Origin of the sequence: Sulfurospirillum oryzae, from assembly GCF_025770725.1 — a bacterium.
GTDB lineage: Bacteria > Campylobacterota > Campylobacteria > Campylobacterales > Sulfurospirillaceae > Sulfurospirillum > Sulfurospirillum oryzae.
In genome coordinates this window covers 809,177-828,600 of record NZ_JANZKZ010000002.1, presented here as the reverse complement: position 1 = coordinate 828,600, position 19,424 = coordinate 809,177, and the positions used below count along the sequence as shown (strand labels likewise).

Annotated in this window: 25 protein-coding genes; 22 read left to right on the top strand and 3 right to left on the bottom strand. The window is 39.7% G+C overall.

The features are described 5' to 3' along the window. Positions 1-40 precede the first annotated feature (40 nt). The 7 genes from ffh to N0B29_RS08545 all read left to right on the top strand — a co-directional run bounded on the left by ffh (position 41) and on the right by N0B29_RS08545 (position 4,486). Entirely contained in the window at positions 41-1,381 is a 1,341-nt protein-coding gene (gene ffh / locus N0B29_RS08575; RefSeq protein ID WP_263833287.1) for a signal recognition particle protein, read from the top strand. A gap of 78 nt (positions 1,382-1,459) precedes the next feature. Then, positions 1,460-1,690, top strand: coding sequence for a 30S ribosomal protein S16 (gene rpsP, locus N0B29_RS08570; RefSeq protein WP_263833286.1), 231 nt, complete (start codon positions 1,460-1,462; stop codon positions 1,688-1,690). 2 nt (positions 1,691-1,692) lie between these two features. Then, positions 1,693-1,938 carry a KH domain-containing protein gene (locus N0B29_RS08565; protein WP_067177159.1) on the top strand — a complete coding sequence of 82 codons (246 nt, stop codon included), beginning with the start codon at positions 1,693-1,695 and terminating at the stop codon, positions 1,936-1,938. Further along, positions 1,931-2,470, top strand: coding sequence for a ribosome maturation factor RimM (gene rimM / locus N0B29_RS08560; RefSeq protein WP_263833285.1), 540 nt, complete (start codon positions 1,931-1,933; stop codon positions 2,468-2,470). The genes N0B29_RS08565 and rimM overlap by 8 nt, the downstream gene beginning before the upstream one ends. Further along, on the top strand, positions 2,470-3,162 hold the full coding sequence (gene trmD, locus N0B29_RS08555) for a tRNA (guanosine(37)-N1)-methyltransferase TrmD (RefSeq protein WP_263833284.1): 693 nt from the start codon (positions 2,470-2,472) through the stop codon (positions 3,160-3,162). The genes rimM and trmD overlap by 1 nt, the downstream gene beginning before the upstream one ends. Before the next feature lie 25 nt (positions 3,163-3,187). Then, positions 3,188-3,544: a 50S ribosomal protein L19 gene (gene rplS, locus N0B29_RS08550; RefSeq protein WP_041958257.1), complete on the top strand. Its 357-nt coding sequence runs from the start codon at positions 3,188-3,190 to the stop codon at positions 3,542-3,544. A gap of 81 nt (positions 3,545-3,625) precedes the next feature. Further along, the gene (locus tag N0B29_RS08545) at positions 3,626-4,486 is read left to right on the top strand and encodes a damage-control phosphatase ARMT1 family protein (RefSeq protein ID WP_263833283.1); all 861 of its coding nucleotides are present in this window, start codon (positions 3,626-3,628) and stop codon (positions 4,484-4,486) included. Here the strand turns inward: N0B29_RS08545 and N0B29_RS08540 are convergent. Further along, on the bottom strand, positions 4,483-5,646 hold the full coding sequence (locus tag N0B29_RS08540) for an aminotransferase-like domain-containing protein (protein WP_263833282.1): 1,164 nt from the start codon (positions 5,644-5,646) through the stop codon (positions 4,483-4,485). The genes N0B29_RS08545 and N0B29_RS08540 overlap by 4 nt on opposite strands. Positions 5,647-5,748: 102 nt before the next feature. Here N0B29_RS08540 and N0B29_RS08535 point away from each other — a divergent pair, with 102 nt between their 5' ends. The 3 genes from N0B29_RS08535 to bioD all read left to right on the top strand — a co-directional run bounded on the left by N0B29_RS08535 (position 5,749) and on the right by bioD (position 7,877). Beyond that, positions 5,749-6,612 (top strand): AraC family transcriptional regulator, encoded by an 864-nt coding sequence (locus N0B29_RS08535; protein WP_263833281.1) that lies wholly within the window; start codon positions 5,749-5,751, stop codon positions 6,610-6,612. Between the two features lie 94 nt (positions 6,613-6,706). Continuing rightward, positions 6,707-7,129 carry a hypothetical protein gene (locus tag N0B29_RS08530; protein WP_263833280.1) on the top strand — a complete coding sequence of 141 codons (423 nt, stop codon included), beginning with the start codon at positions 6,707-6,709 and terminating at the stop codon, positions 7,127-7,129. 73 nt (positions 7,130-7,202) lie between these two features. Next, entirely contained in the window at positions 7,203-7,877 is a 675-nt protein-coding gene (gene bioD, locus N0B29_RS08525; protein WP_263833279.1) for a dethiobiotin synthase, read from the top strand. Here the strand turns inward: bioD and N0B29_RS08520 are convergent. Next, a complete protein-coding gene (locus N0B29_RS08520) occupies positions 7,839-8,360 on the bottom strand; it encodes a glycine zipper 2TM domain-containing protein (RefSeq protein WP_263833278.1) in 522 nt (173 codons plus the stop codon). The two genes, bioD and N0B29_RS08520, sit on opposite strands and share 39 nt — an antisense overlap. Positions 8,361-8,467: 107 nt before the next feature. Between N0B29_RS08520 and N0B29_RS08515 the strand changes: the two genes are divergently transcribed. The 5 genes from N0B29_RS08515 to N0B29_RS08495 are packed head-to-tail and all read left to right on the top strand — an operon-like array spanning position 8,468 to position 13,021. Further along, entirely contained in the window at positions 8,468-9,340 is an 873-nt protein-coding gene (locus N0B29_RS08515; RefSeq protein WP_263833277.1) for an aspartate carbamoyltransferase catalytic subunit, read from the top strand. Beyond that, positions 9,330-10,292: an aminodeoxychorismate synthase component I gene (locus N0B29_RS08510; protein ID WP_263833276.1), complete on the top strand. Its 963-nt coding sequence runs from the start codon at positions 9,330-9,332 to the stop codon at positions 10,290-10,292. Before N0B29_RS08515 ends, N0B29_RS08510 begins: the two co-directional genes overlap by 11 nt. Continuing rightward, positions 10,255-10,848, top strand: coding sequence for an aminotransferase class IV (locus N0B29_RS08505; protein WP_263833275.1), 594 nt, complete (start codon positions 10,255-10,257; stop codon positions 10,846-10,848). The genes N0B29_RS08510 and N0B29_RS08505 overlap by 38 nt, the downstream gene beginning before the upstream one ends. Further along, positions 10,849-12,573, top strand: coding sequence for a M3 family oligoendopeptidase (locus tag N0B29_RS08500; protein ID WP_263833345.1), 1,725 nt, complete (start codon positions 10,849-10,851; stop codon positions 12,571-12,573). Continuing rightward, positions 12,566-13,021: a hypothetical protein gene (locus N0B29_RS08495; RefSeq protein WP_263833274.1), complete on the top strand. Its 456-nt coding sequence runs from the start codon at positions 12,566-12,568 to the stop codon at positions 13,019-13,021. Before N0B29_RS08500 ends, N0B29_RS08495 begins: the two co-directional genes overlap by 8 nt. Here the strand turns inward: N0B29_RS08495 and N0B29_RS08490 are convergent, their stop codons facing one another. Then, positions 13,022-13,927, bottom strand: a complete 906-nt coding sequence (locus N0B29_RS08490; RefSeq protein WP_263833273.1) for a LysR substrate-binding domain-containing protein — start codon at positions 13,925-13,927, stop codon at positions 13,022-13,024. It abuts the gene before it with no gap. 165 nt (positions 13,928-14,092) lie between these two features. Here N0B29_RS08490 and N0B29_RS08485 point away from each other — a divergent pair, with 165 nt between their 5' ends. Genes N0B29_RS08485 through clpS form a run of 7 tightly spaced genes read left to right on the top strand, consistent with a single transcriptional unit; the run spans position 14,093 to position 19,418 of the window. Further along, on the top strand, positions 14,093-16,138 hold the full coding sequence (locus tag N0B29_RS08485; protein ID WP_263833272.1) for an ATP-dependent helicase: 2,046 nt from the start codon (positions 14,093-14,095) through the stop codon (positions 16,136-16,138). Next, on the top strand, positions 16,138-16,965 hold the full coding sequence (gene truB, locus N0B29_RS08480) for a tRNA pseudouridine(55) synthase TruB (protein WP_263833271.1): 828 nt from the start codon (positions 16,138-16,140) through the stop codon (positions 16,963-16,965). Before N0B29_RS08485 ends, truB begins: the two co-directional genes overlap by 1 nt. Position 16,966: 1 nt before the next feature. Next, positions 16,967-17,194, top strand: a complete 228-nt coding sequence (gene csrA / locus N0B29_RS08475; RefSeq protein ID WP_263833270.1) for a carbon storage regulator CsrA — start codon at positions 16,967-16,969, stop codon at positions 17,192-17,194. Beyond that, positions 17,194-17,967, top strand: coding sequence for a 4-(cytidine 5'-diphospho)-2-C-methyl-D-erythritol kinase (locus N0B29_RS08470; RefSeq protein WP_263833269.1), 774 nt, complete (start codon positions 17,194-17,196; stop codon positions 17,965-17,967). Before csrA ends, N0B29_RS08470 begins: the two co-directional genes overlap by 1 nt. An 11-nt stretch (positions 17,968-17,978) precedes the next feature. Beyond that, a complete protein-coding gene (gene smpB / locus N0B29_RS08465; protein WP_263833268.1) occupies positions 17,979-18,443 on the top strand; it encodes an SsrA-binding protein SmpB in 465 nt (154 codons plus the stop codon). 57 nt (positions 18,444-18,500) lie between these two features. After that, entirely contained in the window at positions 18,501-19,100 is a 600-nt protein-coding gene (locus N0B29_RS08460) for a TlpA disulfide reductase family protein (protein ID WP_263833267.1), read from the top strand. A gap of 9 nt (positions 19,101-19,109) precedes the next feature. Continuing rightward, positions 19,110-19,418, top strand: coding sequence for an ATP-dependent Clp protease adapter ClpS (gene clpS / locus N0B29_RS08455; RefSeq protein WP_263833266.1), 309 nt, complete (start codon positions 19,110-19,112; stop codon positions 19,416-19,418). Positions 19,419-19,424: the final 6 nt, after the last annotated feature.

Below are 19,424 nucleotides of genomic sequence, written 5' to 3'. Positions count from 1 at the left end.
CAAAAGCAGGTATGCATGAATAGATCAAAAAGGATAATTTGTGTTTGAGGTTTTAACCGATTCGTTTCGTTCAGCCATCAATAAAATACGTTTCAGTGATGATGAAAAGTCTTTAAAAAGTGCCCTAGAGAACCTTAAAAAAGCGCTTCTCAAAGCGGATGTCCATCATAAAATTGTACGTGATTTATTGCGACAAGTAGAACTTGAGACGAAAGCAAAAGGAATTGGTCAAGCCAATTTTTTACGCTCTTTAAAAACAAATTTAACAACCATCTTAACCGTTCCTGGACGTCAAGGGTTTGTTTTTGCCTCTAAACCACCAACCACTGTGTTGATGGTAGGTTTACAAGGAAGTGGTAAAACAACCACGACTGTAAAGTTAGCGAATTATCTAAAATTAAAACAAAAAAAAGTTTTAGTCGTAGCGTGTGACCTTCAACGTTTAGCGGCAGTTGAGCAATTACGACAACTCTGTTCAGCCAATGAGATTGATCTTTATTCTGAAGATGCAAATGCTAATCCTGTAAATATTGCTAAAAACGCGATGAAAAAAGCCAAAGAAGGCTTGTATGATGTCGTTTTAGTGGATACCGCAGGTCGCTTGGCAATTGATGCAGAACTTATGGATCAGCTAGAAGCCATTAAAAAAGAAGTGACACCGGACGAAATCTTTTACGTTGCGGACTCTATGACGGGTCAAGACGCTGTAAAAAGTGCGGTGACTTTCCATGAAAAAATTACCCTTAGCGGTGTTATTTTAAGTAAATTTGATGGCGATGGAAAAGGTGGTGTCGCACTTGGTATTGCAGAGCAGACCAATGTCCCACTTCGTTTTATCGGCGTAGGCGAAAAAGTTGCAGATTTAGAACACTTTATTCCTGATCGTATTGTCAGCCGTTTGATGGGCGAGGGCGATCTTGAAACTTTGGCGGAAAAAACAAGTTCTATTATTGATGAAAAACAAGCAAAAGCACTGACTAAAAAGATTAAAAAAGGTGAATTTAACTTTAATGACTTTTTAGAGCAGATGGAACAGATGAAAAAGCTTGGTAGTATGAAGTCTTTGATCGGTATGATTCCAGGTCTTTCGCAGATGGCTGGAAAACTCAAAGATGTTGATATGGAAAACTCTGTTGAGATGAAACGTATTAAAGCGATGATTGGCTCAATGACAAAAAAAGAGCGTGAAGATCCAGAATTATTGAACAACAGTCGAAAGCGTCGTATTGCAGAAGGCTCAGGTCTGTCTCAAGTTGAAGTCAATCGCTTCTTAAAGCAATTTGGCAATGCCGCTAAGATGGCGAAGAAGTTCTCTGGTAAGAAGGGAATGCAAGATCTTCAAAATATGCTTTCGCAAAGTAAACACGCACATCTTCGTTAAGATGTGACGGTTTATATCTACATGTAAGCTTTACATGTAAATCTAAGTCGTCGAAAAAAATTTAAGGAGACCATAAAAATGGCAACAGTTGTAAGATTAACAAGAATGGGTAGAAATAAAGCTCCATTTTACAGAATCGTCGTAACAGACAGCAGAAAAAAACGTGATGGTGGATCAATCGAGACTATCGGTTACTATAACCCACTTAGCAATCCTCAAGCAATCAAATTTGATGCAGAGAGACTTGCGTACTGGAAAAGTGTTGGCGCTAAGCTAAGTGACAGGGTTGCTAAAATCACTGGTAAATAATCATGATTGACAAATTTCTCGAAGAGTTTGCCAAGCTTTTGGTAGATAACCCAGCAGGTGTACGCGTTGAGCGAAGCGATGTTGATGGAACATTTTGCGAAGTTGTCATCTATGCAGATAAAATTGATACCGGTAAGTTAATTGGTAAAGATGGCAAAATGATCAATTCACTCAAGACGCTTATCTCTGGGTGTAAAGCAAAAGACGGGAAATCTTACAGAGTTACTGTCAAAGCTAACGATGAATAATCAATCTTCACTCATTGAAGTCGCTCAAATTGGGCGACTCGTGGGCTTAAAAGGTGAGCTTAAACTTCACCTACAATGTGACTTTCCAGAACAGTTTAAAAAAGGCAAAAAGTTTAAAACCCAAAAGGGCGAGATACTTGAAGTCTTCTCTTTTAATCAATCTCGCGAGCTTATCTCTTTTGTTGGGTATCAAAGTAGAGAAGAAGCTGCAAAGCTTGTTAATACTTTTTTGTTTACAACACAAGAAAACTCTATCAACGAGTGTGCGCTTAAAGAGGGTGAATTCTTTTGGTTTGATGTGATTGACGCCCGCGTTATGGATGAAGATGGAACGCTGCTAGGAATGGTAGATGAGATAGAGCGCATTGCCGCTACGGACTATCTTGTTATCAAAACCGATGAGGCATTGGTGAAAAAAGGGCTTGCTAAAACGTTTTATTTGCCGTACATTGAGCGTTATATTATTGCGTTTGATAAGACGAAAAAAGAGGTACTAAGCAAAGACGGTTTAGGAATTCTGGAGAACTCCTAATGCGTTTTACGTATGTGACGCTTTTTGAAGGATTGATTGCTTCATATTTTGAAGATTCTATTCTAAAGCGCGCCATTGCAAAAGAGCTTTTGAGTGTTGATTTTGCAAATCCACGCGATTTTACAAACAACAAACATGGCAAAGTCGATGACTATCAAGCCAGTGGCGGAGCAGGGCTTGTACTTTTTCCTCAACCTTTGTTTGATCTGTTACGTCATATTAAACAAGAATCTAGCGAAGCGTATATTATTTTTCCAACACCATCTGGAAAACTTTTTACGCAAAACGATGCAAAACGATTGGCTCTCAAGAAGCATTTGGTTTTTGTCAGTGGACGTTATGAGGGAATTGATGAGCGCGTCATTGAGACATTTGCCGACGAGCTTTTTTGCATAGGTGATTATGTTTTAACGGGAGGCGAACTTCCGAGTCTTGTGATGAGTGATGCGATCAGTCGTAACATAAAAGGGGTTCTTGGAAATGAGGATTCTTTAAGCATGGAGAGTTTTGAGAGCCCGCTATTAGAGGCACCGTGTTTCTCAAAACCGCCTATTTATGAAAATAAATCAGTGCCCTCAGAGTTTTTAAAGGGAAACCACGCTAAAATCACAAGCTTAAAAAATAAAATGTCTGAATCTAAGACACAATATTTCAGACCAGATCTGTTTTCTCGCTTTAGCGTGAAGCACTAGAATGAATGAACAAAAAGGATAATTGATGAGAAATAAATTTATTGAAGCTTTTGAAGCAGGCCAAATTGCTGAGAAAAACGTTCCAGCTTTTAGAGCAGGTGACACACTTAGAGTTGCTGTTAAAATTGTTGAAGGCGATAAACAACGTGTTCAAAATTTTGAAGGTATTTGTATCGCTAGACGTGGTACGGGTACTGGTGAGACCTTTATGGTAAGAAAAATCGGTGCAAACAGTGTTGGCGTAGAGAGAATCTTCCCAATCTATTCTGACAGTATTGATGAGATCGTTGTTCTTAGACGTGGTGTTGTAAGACGTGCGAAACTCTTCTACCTTAGAGATAGACGTGGTAAAGCTGCTAAAATTAGAGAACTTAGAAAATAATACTTTTTCGGCAGTAGCAAACGCGTTGTTACTGCCTTTTCTCTCCTTTTTCTTCTCCCAACCAAACTTTAAAAGAATTTTATGAAACTGCAAGAGCACTGTTTAACCTGTATTTACGATCAAACTAAACGTGTTTGTGAACTTTTACATGTAAACACTAAGCAAGCTCATGCGATTGATCTCTTAGCACATCAGCACATCAAAGCGTTTGATATGAACCAAACACCTCCACATAATGCCGCACCTTTATATGAAGCTATGGCAGAGCTTTTAAATGTCGGTGATCTTTATGCTGAATTTAAAAAAGCTTCATCCGAAAAAGCGAAAGCCTTTCTTCCTTTCTGCAAAAACAAAATTCAAAATTCCCAAAATAAACTCTTTGAAGCGACAAAAACAGCTGTGGCTGGTAATGTGATTGATCTTGCGGCGGTGATGCTGTATGACCTTGAAGAAGAGCTTGAGAAGATTTACCATACGCCATTTGCGATTGATGATTTTAAGGCACTTGAGCAGCAATTAGCGCGTACTCAAACGTTGGTCTATTTGGCGGATAATGCCGGTGAAGAGATTTTTGATAAACTCTACATTCAAACCATTAAAGAGCTCTACCAAAATATAGAGGTCTATTATTTCGTGAGAGGTCGTCCGATTATTAATGATCTTACATGTAAAGACGCACTCGCTTCAGGAATGGATGACGTAGCCGTTATTGTCGATAGTGGCGTGCCAACACCAGGGCTTGCCATGGAGTTTATGAATGAAAATGCACGTGTTATTTTTGAAAGAGCAGAGTGCATTATCTCGAAAGGGATGGGAAATTATGAGTGTTTGGGTGAAACCAAAGGGCTACCTATTTTCTTTCTCTTTAAAGTGAAATGCAATGTGGTAGCCCGTGCTGTGGGAGCACAGCTTGGTAATATTATCTGTAAACGTGGAATTTAACTAAGCTCTGCGTAGGCTTCATGCAGTTTTTTGACACCCTCTTTAATCTGTTCTAGATTTGAGTTGGTGTAGTTAAGTCGTCCATAAGAGCTAACACGTTTGTCGGCAAAGAAAACACTCCCTGGGACAAACGCAACCCCTTTTTTGATGGCGACATCAAAAAGCTTCATGCTATCATCGCATTTTTTAAAATTAACCCAAATAAACATACCGCCCTCTGGAATGACAAACTCAATGCTATCACCAAAAAGCTCTTGTAATGATTTGACCATTGCATCGCGTTTGGGGCGGTAAGCTTGAATCAAGGTCTTGGTATGTTCTTGCAACTCTCCATTTTGCATCATTGCAGCACATACATGCTGGAAAAACTTTGAGTTTTGAAGATCCGTACTCTCTTTAGAAAGCGTGAGCGCACTGATAATTTCACTTGGTGCTTTCATCCAGCCGATGCGAAAATCAGGGGCGAGTGTTTTTGAAAATGTTCCGAGTGCAATGGTAAGCTCTGGGAGCAAATCAGCAAAGGCTGTGGTTTGAACACCATCGTAACGAAGCGCTTCATAAGGGCTATCTTCGAGTAAAATGACATTATACTTCTTTGCCAAACGAACCACTTCTTGACGATTTTCAAGCGTGTAAGAGTAGCCAGTTGGGTTTTGAAAAATAGGAATGGTATAGAAAAACTTAGGCGAATGATCTCTAAATAACGTTTCCAACACTTTCGTATCTACGCCTTGTGAACTAAGTGGTACGGCTTTAATGGTCGCATTGTACATGTGAAAAAGTCCAAGAGCGGCAAGGTAGCTTGGATCTTCAACGATGATACAATCTTTTTCATCCAAAAAGGTTTTACAGACCAAGTCAAGCCCTTGTTGTGAACCATTGGTCAGCATGATCTGTGCTGAAGTTGCACCTAGATATTTTTTAGCAATCTCGACTTTGAGAGCTTCAACGCCTGAAGCATTGCTGTATTGAAAGAGGCGGTTATCGCCTGTTTCAAAGAGTTCTTTTGCGTGTTTTTCGATGTTTTCTCTGGGAAACAGTGCCGCATCCGGAAGTCCGCCTGCAAACGAGATGATGGAGCTTTGTGCGGTTAAATCTAAGATGGTTCGTGTAAATGAACGTGACGCTGTGGTAACACGTTTTGCAAATTTGGTTTGCATCCTCTGCCTTTATAAAAAATGTACCGTATTATAGCGAGGATGGATTGGACATACCACATAAAACGAGGGATTAGTTTTGTCCATTTGTGCTATAATTTCCTTATGAAACAGAAACAAATCACGAAAAATGACCATATCGAGCGTGTGAATGAGGTACTTTTTTACATTCATGGCGATATTGAGAAAAACTTCTCTGTGGAGGAACTTGCAACATTCGTTGCCACATCACCGTTTCATTTTAACCGTATTTTTAAAGAATTAACCCATGAGAGTTTACATGCCTATATAAAGCGTGTTAAGCTTGAACACGCTGCTAACCTGCTTCTCTTTAACCCCGATGCAACCATCACACATATTATGCACGAAGTCGGTTTTGTCTCCAATGCTTCCTTCTCTCAAGCCTTTAAAGAGAACTTTGGCGTAACTCCAACCAAGTGGCGAGAGGTGGACAAAGCCAATGAAAATAGGGACTTTAGTTTTGCCCATAAACCTTTACATGTAAAGATCTCATCCATGCCAAGTTTCGATGTCGCCTACGTCAGACACAAAGGGTATGACCGCAGCATCAAGACGGCGTGGCTGAAACTTCAAGCGTGGGCATTGCGCCAAGGAATAGAGTTTAAAGAGCAAACAATGATAGGTCTGCACCACAGCAATCCTCGCTTTGTGGAGTCATCTCAGTGCCATTATGTAGCGTGTTTAGAACTGCCTGCAAAGAAGAAATTTTATCGAAGCGGTGAAATAGGTGTTATGCGAATTCCTCAAACATTTTGTGCTGTTTTTTCATTGCAAGGTGTTTATGGTGATCTCAAGAAATTTATGGATGTGATCTACCACGAGTGGTTACCTAAAAGCGATTATGAAAAGGCATCACTTCCCTCCTTTGCGGTGTATAGGCAAAACCATTTTATCAATGCCGATGAGACGTTTGATTTGGATTTTTGTGTGCCCGTACGATTTAAGTAGCGCAAATTATCATTAATTATTCCTTTTAAGCATCCCCCAAACCAACCAACGTTACAATCTTCAAATATCACAAAAATGACACAAGGAGTTTGTTATGGATGCACTGTTTTTAATCGTTCCACTTGGGGTTGCTTTAACGCTAGTTGTCTTTTTCTTCTTCGAGAAAAGAGCCATCGCATCTAAGAAACTCAAAGAATCACAGGGGCTACCACCTCCAAGTGTGGAAGATTTTTATGAGAAGTTTCAACGCTATGAGACACTCTCCAATGTGATTGGTTTTTTCATTGCAAGTTATGTGATCTCTTTAGCCCTTGCTAGTATTAAGTACGATCCAAGCTATGGGTTAACTCATGCGCTCTCATATATCTTTGCGACAACATTTATTGGTACATTGATTATCTTTGGAATGAAGCTGAAAAAAAGCATTTTGGTGCAAGTCTTTGCAACTTTTTTGTATGGTGCCCCACACATCGTTGCCGCTTCACTTGCTTTTTTAACACGTTATTTAATAGGTTAAAACACTACGGGCGCTCTTTTGGCGTCCGTCTTCTCTAAGCCTTTTTTGTTATAATATGTAAAAAAGAGTCTCCATGAAATACCCTCCTATTTTTATTACCGCAACCAACACCGATGTGGGTAAAACCTATACCACCCTCAAACTTCTTGAAGCACTCAGCGCCAAAGGGTTTAAAGTTGGCGTGATGAAACCCATAGAAACGGGTGTTGTTATAGAACCGCTTGATGCCACACTGCTTTTTGAGAATGCAAAGCGTTTAAATCCTGCACTCGAAGTTTTGAAGATGAGAGATATTGCCCCTTATCAGTTTGAACTTCCTGCGGCTCCTTACGTGGCAAAAGGGCGTAAGAAGATTAGTTTAGAGTTATTGGAAAGTGCTTACGCTAAGATCGAAGAGTTATGCGATATTGTGCTTATTGAAGGGGCTGGCGGGCTTTTAGTGCCTATTGAAGAAGATCTTTACATGTACGATTTTATTCGCCTTTTTAATGCGAAGACACTGCTCGTTGGGCACGATCAACTCGGGTGCATTAACGACATTTTGCTCAATTTGCATCTGCTTGATACTCTGGGTGTGGATGATTATGAGTGGTGTATTAATTTCAAAGGGGATCGTGGCTCTTTTGATGAGATCACCCTGCCATTTTTTAAAAAACTGTTTGGCAGAGTGCTCTCATTGCAAGAGAATATGAACGAAATTATTGAGAGTTTAGTAGCTTACCGTGACACTCATGTGGATAAACTCTAAAGGTTGATCGGAGTATTTGACAATGCTCTGACCTTTATAGTTGGCGGTATTGCGGTATCCCATAAATTTTTCAGCGCTTTTTTCTTCATAGCGTGTTGTACATCGCCTCTCGGTTCTGTAGGTTGGAGGCGGTGCAACACGATCATTTTGCTCCGCAAGGTTTTTACCAACCAATGTTCCCACAATTGCTCCACCAACGGTTGCGGCAGTTTTTCCACTTCCTCCACCAATCTGGTGTCCTAAAACGCCACCTGCAACACCACCAATGACACCGCCTACAACACCACTGCCATCATTTTGAGGCTGTGGAGCATAGTGTGTTTCGAGTTGTTCATCCCAACACTCTTGAAAAGGTGTTCGTGTGGTAACCATACGATATTCTGGTTTACTGCTCGTAACACGCACCTCTTCTTGAAACGTAAAGCTCTCAGCATAGAGGAGAGAACCCAAAAGTAGAAGCGGGGCATAAAAGATTTTTTTCATGTTATCTCCTTTTTTGCGAATTGTACCACAGAGTTTTGAATGAAGTGTTAACAAAACTTACAGTCAAAATTTGTTATTATTTTTGCAAAATCATCAAGGAGCGGTGCGTGAACCATTTGATTAATACACGGGATTTTTCGTTGGAGGAAATTGAGAAGTTGTTTGAGCGAGCAACGGAGTTTTTGGATGAAAAACCACGCGAAATTCTAAAAAACAAAACGGTCATCACCATCTTTTTTGAAAACTCTACGAGAACGCGCAGTAGTTTTGAAATTGCAGCCAAACGCCTTGGCGCTATGGTTGTGAGCCTTGATGTCTCACGTAGTTCTTCGAGTAAAGGTGAAACACTCTTTGATACTGCGGCAAACCTTGATGCCATGGGCCCAGACGCCATTGTCGTGCGCCATAAAAGCTCAGGTGTCCCTCACATTCTTGCCAATTATGTTAACTGCCCGATTGTCAATGGCGGCGATGGAAGCCACGCACATCCAACCCAAGCGCTTTTAGATCTTTTCACGATGAAACGCCATTTTGGTGATGTTAAAGGTAAGAAAGTGGCGATTGTGGGAGATATTAAAAATTCTCGCGTAGCGAACAGCAATATTGAACTTTTAGGACGTGTTGGTGTTGAAGTCATCTTGGTTGGACCTCCCCATTTTCTTCCTCAAACCGATCTTAGAGTGCATCACCGCATTGAAGAGGTGATTGATGAGGTGGATGTCATTATGAGTTTGCGTGCTCAAACGGAACGTCATGCGAACCAGATATACGCATCACTGAAAGATTATGGAACCGATTTTTGCATTACATCAAAACTGATGAAAGATCGAGACATCATCATTCTTCACCCAGGTCCCGTACACCGCAATGTCGATGTCGATGATTTGATGATGAAAGACCCACGTTCAAAAATTCTAGAGCAAGTCAAAAACGGCGTTGCGGTGAGAATGGCGGTTTTGGAGAAGCTGATTGAACATTGAGTTTGCATTAAAACTCAATACATTTGGTAAAGAGAGGAAGCCTTTTTTCTTTGTCATTGATTATGCTGCAAAACAGTTTGAACTCTTTGCGCTTGAAGCGTTACCTAGTGGTGTTTTATACCAATTAGAAACTAAAACAAACGCTTTAGATGACGTTACATGTAAAGATTTTTCATGGCATAAAACCTATCCAAATCCCAAACATTATAAAGCCAAAGTTGAAGCGGTGGTCGAAGAGATCAAAGCGGGCAATACCTATCTGCTCAACCTAACGGCACCCACTAAAGTAGAGCTTTCGACTCCTTTGGAAACTCTTTTTTATGCGGCAAATGCTCCTTTTAAACTTTGCTATCATGATGCGTTTATCTGTTTTTCACCTGAACGTTTTGTCAAAATTGAAGGAAATTGCATCAGTACTTATCCTATGAAAGGTACGATTGATGCGAGTATTCCGAGTGCCAAAGAGATCATTTTAAACGATGAGAAAGAAAAAGCGGAGCATGTGATGGTGGTGGATCTTTTACGCAATGATCTCTCTATGGTCTCAAAAGAGGTGCGTGTCGAGCAGTTTCGTTATGTGGAAAAGATTCAAGCAGGGGATAAAGAGCTTTTGCAAGTAAGCTCTAAAATTGCGGGCAAACTTGATGAAGATTGGCATGAAAAAATAGGTCATATCATTGCAACGTTGCTTCCAGCAGGCTCCATCAGCGGTACTCCCAAGCGTAGCAGTGTCAAAATCATTGAGCGCATTGAAGGGTATGATAGAGGTTTTTTTACAGGTGTTTTTGGCATTTACGATGGCGAAAGTTTCGATAGTGCGGTGATGATTCGTTTTTTAGAAAAAACAGACGAGGGGTACCTCTTTAAAAGTGGAGGAGGCATAACGCTTTTAAGTGAGGCGCAAAAGGAGTACGATGAACTGTGTGACAAAGTCTATGTTCCCTTGTTTTGAGACACTTAAAGCAGTGGATGGCGAAATAGAACATCTTTCATTTCACCAAGCACGGTTTGATAAAACACGCAAAGAGCTTTATGGTACAACGCACAAAATTTCATTGGCAGAGCTTTTAACGCCACCCAAAGAGCTTACATGTAGAGTGCGCGTCGAGTATGACACCGAGATTTTAAAGGTAGAGTATCTTCCCTACACACCTCGTGTTATTCAGACATTTACACTCATAGAAGCCGATGTTGCATATGCCTATAAATATTGCAACAGGGAAGCGTTGAATAAGCATTTACAAAGTGACGTCGATGATGTCATCTTTACATGTAAAGGGATGCTTCAAGATACAAGCATTGCCAATATCGCGCTCTTGATTGATGGAGAGTGGAAAACACCCTCACACCCGCTTTTAGAAGGCACAACCAGGGCTCGGTTACTTGCAAGTGGGTTTTTAAAGTGTGATCATTTAGACACTAAAAGTCTTCAAAAATCGGAGAAATTTGCTATAATGAATGCTCTTATAGGGTTTAAAATAGTTAAAGAAGTATGTATTAAGGACTAAATATTGAATTGGGATCTATCCGCACTGTACGAAAATGAAGCGTTATTAGAAGCAGATTTAAAAGATGCTGCAACGCGCGCAAAAAGCTTTGAATGTGTTTGCAAAGGAAAACTTAAAGAGTTACATGTAAACGAGTTTTTAGAATCAATCAGAGAATATGAAGCGATCAATGAGAAGCTTGGTCGTATTATGACGTATGCATTTTTGAAATTTGCAACCAATAGTGACAATGGTGGTTTTTATGCCAAATACCAACAAGCACACACCAATATCGCTGAAAATCTTCTCTTTTTTGAACTTGAGTTTAACAAACTTTCCAAACCAAAACAAGAAGAGTTGATTGCCTCAGTTCCCACGTACAAGTACTATCTCGAATCGCTTATGGAAGAAAAGCCGTATCAGCTTAGTCAAAAAGAAGAGCGCATTCTTCTTAAAAAAGAGATGACGTCAGCTTCAGCGTTTAGTCGTCTTTTTGATGAGCATTTTAGCCGACTCAAATTTTCTTATGAAGGTGAAAAACTCTCTGAAGAAGAGATTTTGAGCAAACTCCAAGACCAAAACAGAGACGTAAGACAAAAAGCAGCCAATGCTTTTACCAAAGGCATTAAGCCGCATCAGCCACTCTTGGCGTATATTTTCAATATGATTAAAACCGATCTTGCCAGTGAGTGTGAGCTTCGAGGCTATAAAAATGCAGAACAACCACGCCACATGGATAATAAAATCACACAAAAAAGTGTTGATGCTCTTATTAAAAGTGCGGAAAGTAGTTTTCATTTGGTGCAAGATTATTACACGCAAAAAGCAAAACTTTTGGGGCTTCCTGAACTTTTTGAGTATGACCGTTATGCACCGCTTGAGACTTCTAATGCGAAGTATGATTTTAAAACTTCAAAGCAGATTGTTTTAGATGCTTTTAAAAAATTCAATCCTAAATTTTATGAGATCGCTTCCATTGCGTTTGAACAAGGCTGGATTGATGTGCTTCCAAAAGATAAAAAAAGAGGGGGTGCTTTTTCGCATCCAGCAACGCCTTCAACGCATCCTTATGTGCTTTTAAACCATACAGACACAAGACGCGACCTTTTCACGTTAGCGCATGAGTTAGGACATGCCATTCATCAGTACCTTTCACGCGACGTAGGCTATTTGGGAAGCGATACCCCTTTAACAACGTCTGAAACCGCTTCCGTTTTTGCGGAGATGTTGGTATTTGATGCGATCAAAGAGAATCTCAATGCGGATGAAAAACGCGCTTTGTATGCGAGTAAGATAGAAGATATTTTCTCAACACTTTACAGACAGATCAACTTTACAACATTTGAGCGTAAAGTGCATGCCCATGAAGGTGAGTTGGATCTTGCTACGTTTAACAAATACTGGATGGAAGAGAGCCAAAAGATGTTTGGCAAAAGCATTACGCTGAGTTCAAACTATCATTTGTGGTGGAGTTATATTCCTCATTTTATTCACTCTCCATTTTATTGCTATGCGTACAGTTATGGTCAGCTGCTTGTTTTAGCACTTTATGGACTTTATAAAAAAAGTGATAAAGCGACTTTTGTTCAAAATTATACGAGCTTCTTAAGTGCAGGGGGAAGCCAAAGCCCCAAAGAACTCATTAAAAAATTTGGTTTTGATATTGAGGATGAGCATTTTTGGCAATTAGGTATTGGCGAAATAGAATCCCTTTTGGCGGAGTTTAAAGGAATGTGCAATGCTTGAAACGTTACTTGGCAGTGAGGATTTTCATACTCTGATGAAAAAGCACACCAAAGAGGTGTTGGAGTTGCTCCTAAAGCGTGGGGTTAATTTTTCCATTTTAACTAACATTGCTGATGTATCATTTGACCCTGCTTTGCCGATGCAGATCAGTCAAGGGTTTAAACCCATTACGATGTTCTTTCTAGCAGGGTATACCTTTGAGAGTACGCAAATCTACAATGGTAAAATCAGCTTTGAAGCAGGTTTTGGAAGTGATAATTTTGGCTCTTTGGTGAGTTTGCCGATAGAGGCAATTTTGCAGATTATCATTGAAGAAATTCCTGTTTTTATAAACTTGAGTACGCCTCCAAAAACCGTTGAAAAGCTACCCAAAGAGAGTGGACTTAAACGCTCGATGGAAGCATTTATGTCCAATCCTGAAAATCAAAAGTTGGTAAAGAAGTCGTAACTAGGCTTTAATGTCCTGTTTGCTCATAATGTAATTAATGACATTATCGATTAACGCGTCATGCTTTCGGTCTTTGATATAGCAGAGATAAAGCATTCGTGTGAGCTTCAAGCCCTTCATTTTTGTTGTATACAATAGTCCATTTTCCAGTTCATCTGCAATAATATGTTTTGAGAGAATCGAAACCGTTGGTGTCTCTTCAATATTAGCTTTCATCAGTGTATGTTTTACCGCCGTGGAACTTGTGACGATGCTTTTGACTTTAAAACTTTTACAATCCACATCCATTTTTTCAAATGTCTCATGAATAATTTTACGGGTATTGGACTCTTCTTCGCGACAAATCCAGTTATAAGAAAGCAAATCCTCTTTTTTAACAAGCTTTGGAAGCGGTGAGCGAGAGGTGATGACCAGTTCATCTTCTAACCACTCACGGTAAATAATGCCCTCTTGAAAAATAGGCGCTTCAATCAATGCTAAATCCACTTTTTTATCAAGGAGTTTTTCAGTAATTTCTCTAGCATCTTCAACTTTGAGCATTACATTATTTTTAATGGCTTCTTGAATATCATTGAGAAAATTTGGCAGAATATAGTTGCCAATGACAGGAGATGCCCCAAGCACAAAAATAACCTCTTTGTTGACCAATCGTAACATTTCACGTTCAGCGGCTAAGAGATGTTTTTCAAGTTTGATAGCTACTTTATAGAGTTCTTCGCCTGCGGTGGTCAGTTTGATGCCGTTTTTCTTACGATCAACAATCTGAATGTCCAAATATTCTTCTAAAAGTTTGATCTGTTGTGTGACTGCTGGTTGGCTGATTCCTAATTTTTTAGAGGCTTTTGAGAAGCTCTTTTCGCGCACAACGGTTAAAAAGGTTTCTACTTTGGAGAAATCTTTAAGCATGAAATAATCCTTATTAATTATATAAATATCTTTTGTAACTCTGCATGATTATAACTAAAAATAATAGTAAAAACAATGCGTAAAATCATGAAATGTTCCAAGAGTTTTGCTTAAACTTTTTTCGCTATAATAAAGATACTATATTATAAAAAAGTAGATGAACGTATGCAAGATTTAGCGATGTTAAACGAATCACAACAAGATGCAGTCAAATGTGTAGATGGTCCTGTGCTTATCTTAGCAGGTGCAGGTAGTGGAAAGACGAAGACGATCACCTCACGTTTAGCGTATCTGCTCTCTTTAGGCATTCCTCCTGCGAACACGTTGACGCTTACTTTTACCAATAAAGCGGCAAGTGAGATGCGAGAACGCGCTATGGCAATGATAGAAGAGCATACCTATCCACCGCTTTTATGTACGTTTCATAAATTTGGTCTGCTTTTTTTAAAATTTCATATTGAAAAAATAGGGCGTAAAAACAGTTTTGTGGTCATTGATACCGATGATAAAAAACGTATCTTAAAAAGCTTTAGTACCTCCACAGAACTTCCTACCGGTATGATTGCTAGTGAAATTTCACGCTATAAGACTTCCCTGATTGATCCTAAAGTGGCATGGGAAAAAGCGGAGCAGAAGAGTTATCAATTTATCGCTAAACTTTACGAGCAATACGAAGACTATTTAGTCTCCAATAACTTGGTTGATTTTGATGATCTTTTGGTGCTTCCTTATAAGATTTTAGAGAGCGATGATGCCCTTTGCGAAGAGGTGAGCCGTCGTTATCAGTATATTATGGTTGATGAGTACCAAGACACCAATGAATTGCAGTACAAACTCCTTCGTAAATTGTGTCATACGCACAACAATCTGTGTGTTGTGGGTGATGATGACCAGAGTATTTATGGCTGGCGTGGTGCAAATATAAAAAACATTTTGGAATTTCACGCATCGTTTGACAATGTCAAAATCGTCAAGCTCGAGAAAAATTACCGTTCAACCACCCAAATTCTTAAAGCGGCGAATGATCTTATCGAGCATAACCGTGGGCGTATCGGCAAGGTGCTTGAGAGTACTAAAGGGGACGGCAAAGCGATAGAAGTGATGGACTCACACGATGAAAATCAAGAGGCTCACTCCATTGCAAAGCGCATTAAAAAACTTATTTTAAGTGGCATAAGTCCGAATGAAATTGCTGTTTTGTACCGCATTAACGCGCTGAGTCGTTCACTCGAAGAGGGTCTTAATAAAGAGCAAATCCCTTACAATATGGTTGGAGGCGTCAAGTTCTATGAGCGTGCTGAGGTTAAAGATGTTATCAGCTACCTGCGCGTCATTGCCAATCCCCATGATGATTTTTCAATTAAACGCATTATTAATCGCCCTAAGCGTGGACTGGGTAAAGTCACCATTGAGCGTATCTTTAAAGCGGCTTATGATGCTCGTCAATCCATTTATGAATACATTACATGTAACGAAGCGGCTATTGAAAAAGAGGCGACTAAGAAGGCTTCTTTGGCGCTTAAAGAGTTTGTTCAAAATATCGCACATATACAAAGCATTCAGAAAAACTCAACCTACGATATGATCGATGCAATCGAAGAAGCCTTTGCGCTTAAAGAGTACTATAACAATCAACCTGATTCGCTAGAGCGTCTTTCCAACATTGATGAATTTTACGGACTTTTCCGTGATTATGTCAAGCAAAATCCTCAAATGGGTGTCGATGACTTCTTAAATGAGTTGGCACTTCAGAGTGATCAAGACCAGATTGACAGTGAAAATATCTCCATTATGAGTATTCACGCCAGTAAAGGCTTGGAATTTGAATACCTTTTTGTCATTGGTATGGAAGAGGGTTTCTTCCCGCTCATTGGCGATGGTAGTGACATCGAAGAGGAGCGTCGTCTTGGCTATGTAGCGATTACACGTGCAAAAAAAGAGTTGACACTCAGTTTTTCTGGTAGTCGTTTTTACAAAGGTCGTAGAACAGAGCTTACGAAGAGCCGTTTTCTCAAAGAAGCGGGTGTCTGTGAGGGAAGCTTGATCTTGGAGAAGACGACTTCGTTTAAAAAAGGCGACCTTGTCAAACATAAAATCTTTGGTATTGGGCGTGTGACCGAAGTGAGTAAAGTGGGGCGTGAGTTTAAACTTCAGATCAATTTTAGTGGTACGAGAAGGGATATCTTAGCTTCATTTGTGGAGAAGATATAGTGGACAATCGCCTTTTTGTTGCCTATAAACCTGCAAGTATGGTTTCAAACCATTTTTTAAGCCGTATTAAACGACGTTACAATGTAAAGAAAGCGGGATTTTCAGGTACACTCGATCCGTTTGCTCAAGGCGTTTTGATTATTGCTTTTGGGCAGTTTACAAAACTGTTTCGTTTTTTAAAAAAAGCACCTAAAACGTATCGGGCGACACTCTGGATGGGGGCATCAAGTCCAACATTAGACATCGAAAAAATTGAACATGTCGAGCAGATGATGGCGTTTCATCCTGATGCTGTCAACTTTGTACTGCAAAGTATGGTAGGAGAAAAAACATACTTGCCCCCTAAATATTCGGCTAAAAAGATTGATGGAGTGCGTGCGTATGACTTGGCACGTAACGATAAAGAGTTTGAACTTAAAGCCATTACAAGCACGATTTATGACTGTCATTTAGTGCATTATGTGCATCCTTTTTTGACCTTTGAGATTACGATTTCAGAGGGTGGCTATGTACGAAGCATTGGAGCGATGATTGCCCATAGGCTTGGATTTAGTGGGTGTTTAAGTGCGTTAGAGCGTCTGAATGAAGGGGCTTTTGTCTATGATAATGAAAAAGCACTTAACCCCCTTGATTATCTTGATCTTCCCCTAAACCACTACTTAGGCGACACTCAAGATATTCTCTTGGGTCGAAAACTGAGTGCCCAAAATTTTGAAAAGCAAGAAGAGGGCATTTATCAAATCATCCTTGATGAGATGCTCAGCGTTGTAGAAATCAGCGCAAATGGAGTAGAATATCTCCTAAATTCACTATCGCTAAGGGCGTAACATGTTAATACTCACACGTAAAGTCGGAGAGGGTGTTGTTTTAAATGAAAATATTACCGTTCGTGTTATTGAAATCTCAAAAGGTGTTGTTAAACTGGGTTTTGATGCACCCAAAGATATGTTGATTCTTCGCGAAGAGTTAGAAAAGGCAATTAAAGAGTCCAATATTGAAGCGAGTAAAAGTACCGATCATAGCGCACTCTTTAGCCTTAGCGAGAAACTTAAATAATGCACTATCAAGCGCACGCAAAAGTCAATATTTTTCTTAAAATCGTGGGCAAACGTGGGAATTACCATGAATTGCTTTCACGCTTTATGATTGTGCCTTCTTTATGGGATACGCTCAGTTTCATTCCTAAAAAAAGTACCGAAGCTTTTGAGTTAGTAGGGGAGTTTAATTGTGCGTTGGAACATAATACGCTCTACCGCATTTTTGAAGTGCTTAAAACGCAAGGATTTGGCAAAGAGGTCGAGCGTGTGATGAGCGAATACGCTTTACATGTAAAGAAAAATATTCCTACAGGCTCAGGGCTAGGGGGAGGAAGTAGTGATGCAGCGACCTTTTTAAAAATGCTCAATGAGAGAGCAAATTTAGGGCTTGAACGAGATGAAATGATGCGCATTGGAAGCGACGTGGGTGCCGATGTTGCTTTTTTTGTCTCAGGTTATGAGAGTGCCAATGTGAGCGGCATTGGAGAGGTGGTTGAAAAGTTTGATGAATCCGCCCTTGATATTGAAGTTTTTACCCCACCATTAGCATGCAACACAGCATTGGTCTATAAAACATATAGGGAATATTTCTTGCAATCTATGGATCAAGCGCTTGCGCTCAACATGGTTGACTTGAAAAGTACCGAACTGCTAAAAGGGTTTAGTAAAGAAGCGCTAAACGATCTTTTCCCTGCATGTTTAAAAGCGTACCCAGAACTTGGTGCGTATGCCAAAGAGGGATGGTTTTTTAGCGGCAGTGGAAGCAGTTTTTTCAGAATTAGAGCAAAGTAAGAGGTACTTAAATGGGTGAACCCGTTGCACGCAATAAAAAAGCGTTCCATGACTATGAAATTTTAGAAAAACTTGAAGCGGGTATTGTGCTTCAAGGCAGTGAAGTAAAGGCAATTCGCCAAGGCAGAGTCAATCTTAAAGATTCGTTTGTGAAGATTATCAAAGGTGAGGCTTTTTTGCTTAATGCGCATATTTCACATCTCTCAACGGCGAATCTCAACTATGCGCCTAACGAGAGAGCCCCTCGGAAATTGCTTTTACATCTAAAGCAGTTACGCAAATGGGATATGAAAGTCGCCAAAGATGGCTTAACGATTGTGCCACTTTCGATCTATTTTAACAGCAAAAATCTTGCTAAAGTGGAGATTGCGTTGGCGCGTGGAAAGAATGAACACGACAAGCGCGAGAGTTTAAAAGAAAAAGATGCCCAAAGAGAAGCTAAAACAGCCATGAAAAATCATGCTTATAAAGAGTAGTTTACATATTATTTATTTAAACAAAGTAGAATAAACCAAAAGTTATACGAGGGAAACATGAAAAAATTAATCAGCTTAATCGCGGTTATAACATCACTACTATTTTTGGGGTGTGGCTCTGAAAAATCAAATGCGCCAACACTGAAAGAGACCTATAAAGAGGGCGATAAAGTAGAACTTAAAAGCGTAGCGGGCGCAAAACTGACATTGCTTCGTAAAAATGGTGGTTTTGTGATTGAAGATGATGAAAGTAAGATTGTCCTGATTGATATATTTGGTACTTTCTGCGCACCATGCCAAGAAGAAGCTCCTTCCCTCATGGATTTTCAGCTTCAAAATGCTGATGATGTGATGCTCATCGGGCTTAACTTTTTTGAAGAGGTGAGTGACGAGTACGTGGTAGAGAATTTTGCGGCAAAATACAATGCTTACTATTTCATTACCAATTCGCCTAAAAATAAAAAATTGGTTGAGACCATCTTGCAAGATATTAAATACAAAGAGACATTGCAAGTGCCGTTTAAAGTCGTTTTAAAAGATGGTAGCTATCAAAAGATAACGGACATTTACAGCGCGAATCCTGAGAATAAGTTTTATATTGGAAAAGTAGGCTTGGATATTATCCAAAAAGATATTGATAAACTCACATCAAAATAGAGGCTTTAAATGCACCATGTAGAGGGCAATTTTCAAAACGAGACGATTGACGCCATTGATGTAAAAGAGCCAAGAATGTACAAAGTTCTGCTGCTCAATGACGATTATAGTAGCATGGAATTTGTCATTAAAGTCTTGATGCAGATTTTTCATCATAGTTTTGAAAAAGCAACCGAGATCATGCTTTTGGTGCATGAACAAGGTAAAGGACTGTGTGGCGTTTACACGTATGAGATTGCAGAAACAAAAATAGTACATGTGCGAAAAATGGCAAAAGAGGAGCAATTTCCGCTTCGTGCCATTATGGAAGCAGAATGATAAGTA

Coding starts and splice junctions, on each gene's coding strand:
- smpB (WP_263833268.1), top strand. CDS start 17,979: ATGGGTGAACCCGTTGCACGCAATAAAAAAGCGTTCCATGACTATGAA.
- rpsP (WP_263833286.1), top strand. CDS start 1,460: ATGGCAACAGTTGTAAGATTAACAAGAATGGGTAGAAATAAAGCTCCA.
- N0B29_RS08490 (WP_263833273.1), bottom strand. CDS start 13,927: ATGCTTAAAGATTTCTCCAAAGTAGAAACCTTTTTAACCGTTGTGCGC.
- N0B29_RS08460 (WP_263833267.1), top strand. CDS start 18,501: ATGAAAAAATTAATCAGCTTAATCGCGGTTATAACATCACTACTATTT.
- N0B29_RS08540 (WP_263833282.1), bottom strand. CDS start 5,646: ATGCAAACCAAATTTGCAAAACGTGTTACCACAGCGTCACGTTCATTT.
- N0B29_RS08530 (WP_263833280.1), top strand. CDS start 6,707: ATGGATGCACTGTTTTTAATCGTTCCACTTGGGGTTGCTTTAACGCTA.
- bioD (WP_263833279.1), top strand. CDS start 7,203: ATGAAATACCCTCCTATTTTTATTACCGCAACCAACACCGATGTGGGT.
- N0B29_RS08485 (WP_263833272.1), top strand. CDS start 14,093: ATGCAAGATTTAGCGATGTTAAACGAATCACAACAAGATGCAGTCAAA.
- trmD (WP_263833284.1), top strand. CDS start 2,470: ATGCGTTTTACGTATGTGACGCTTTTTGAAGGATTGATTGCTTCATAT.
- clpS (WP_263833266.1), top strand. CDS start 19,110: ATGCACCATGTAGAGGGCAATTTTCAAAACGAGACGATTGACGCCATT.
- N0B29_RS08495 (WP_263833274.1), top strand. CDS start 12,566: ATGCTTGAAACGTTACTTGGCAGTGAGGATTTTCATACTCTGATGAAA.
- N0B29_RS08545 (WP_263833283.1), top strand. CDS start 3,626: ATGAAACTGCAAGAGCACTGTTTAACCTGTATTTACGATCAAACTAAA.
- csrA (WP_263833270.1), top strand. CDS start 16,967: ATGTTAATACTCACACGTAAAGTCGGAGAGGGTGTTGTTTTAAATGAA.
- rimM (WP_263833285.1), top strand. CDS start 1,931: ATGAATAATCAATCTTCACTCATTGAAGTCGCTCAAATTGGGCGACTC.
- N0B29_RS08535 (WP_263833281.1), top strand. CDS start 5,749: ATGAAACAGAAACAAATCACGAAAAATGACCATATCGAGCGTGTGAAT.
- N0B29_RS08505 (WP_263833275.1), top strand. CDS start 10,255: ATGAACTGTGTGACAAAGTCTATGTTCCCTTGTTTTGAGACACTTAAA.
- N0B29_RS08520 (WP_263833278.1), bottom strand. CDS start 8,360: ATGAAAAAAATCTTTTATGCCCCGCTTCTACTTTTGGGTTCTCTCCTC.
- N0B29_RS08565 (WP_067177159.1), top strand. CDS start 1,693: ATGATTGACAAATTTCTCGAAGAGTTTGCCAAGCTTTTGGTAGATAAC.
- rplS (WP_041958257.1), top strand. CDS start 3,188: ATGAGAAATAAATTTATTGAAGCTTTTGAAGCAGGCCAAATTGCTGAG.
- N0B29_RS08470 (WP_263833269.1), top strand. CDS start 17,194: ATGCACTATCAAGCGCACGCAAAAGTCAATATTTTTCTTAAAATCGTG.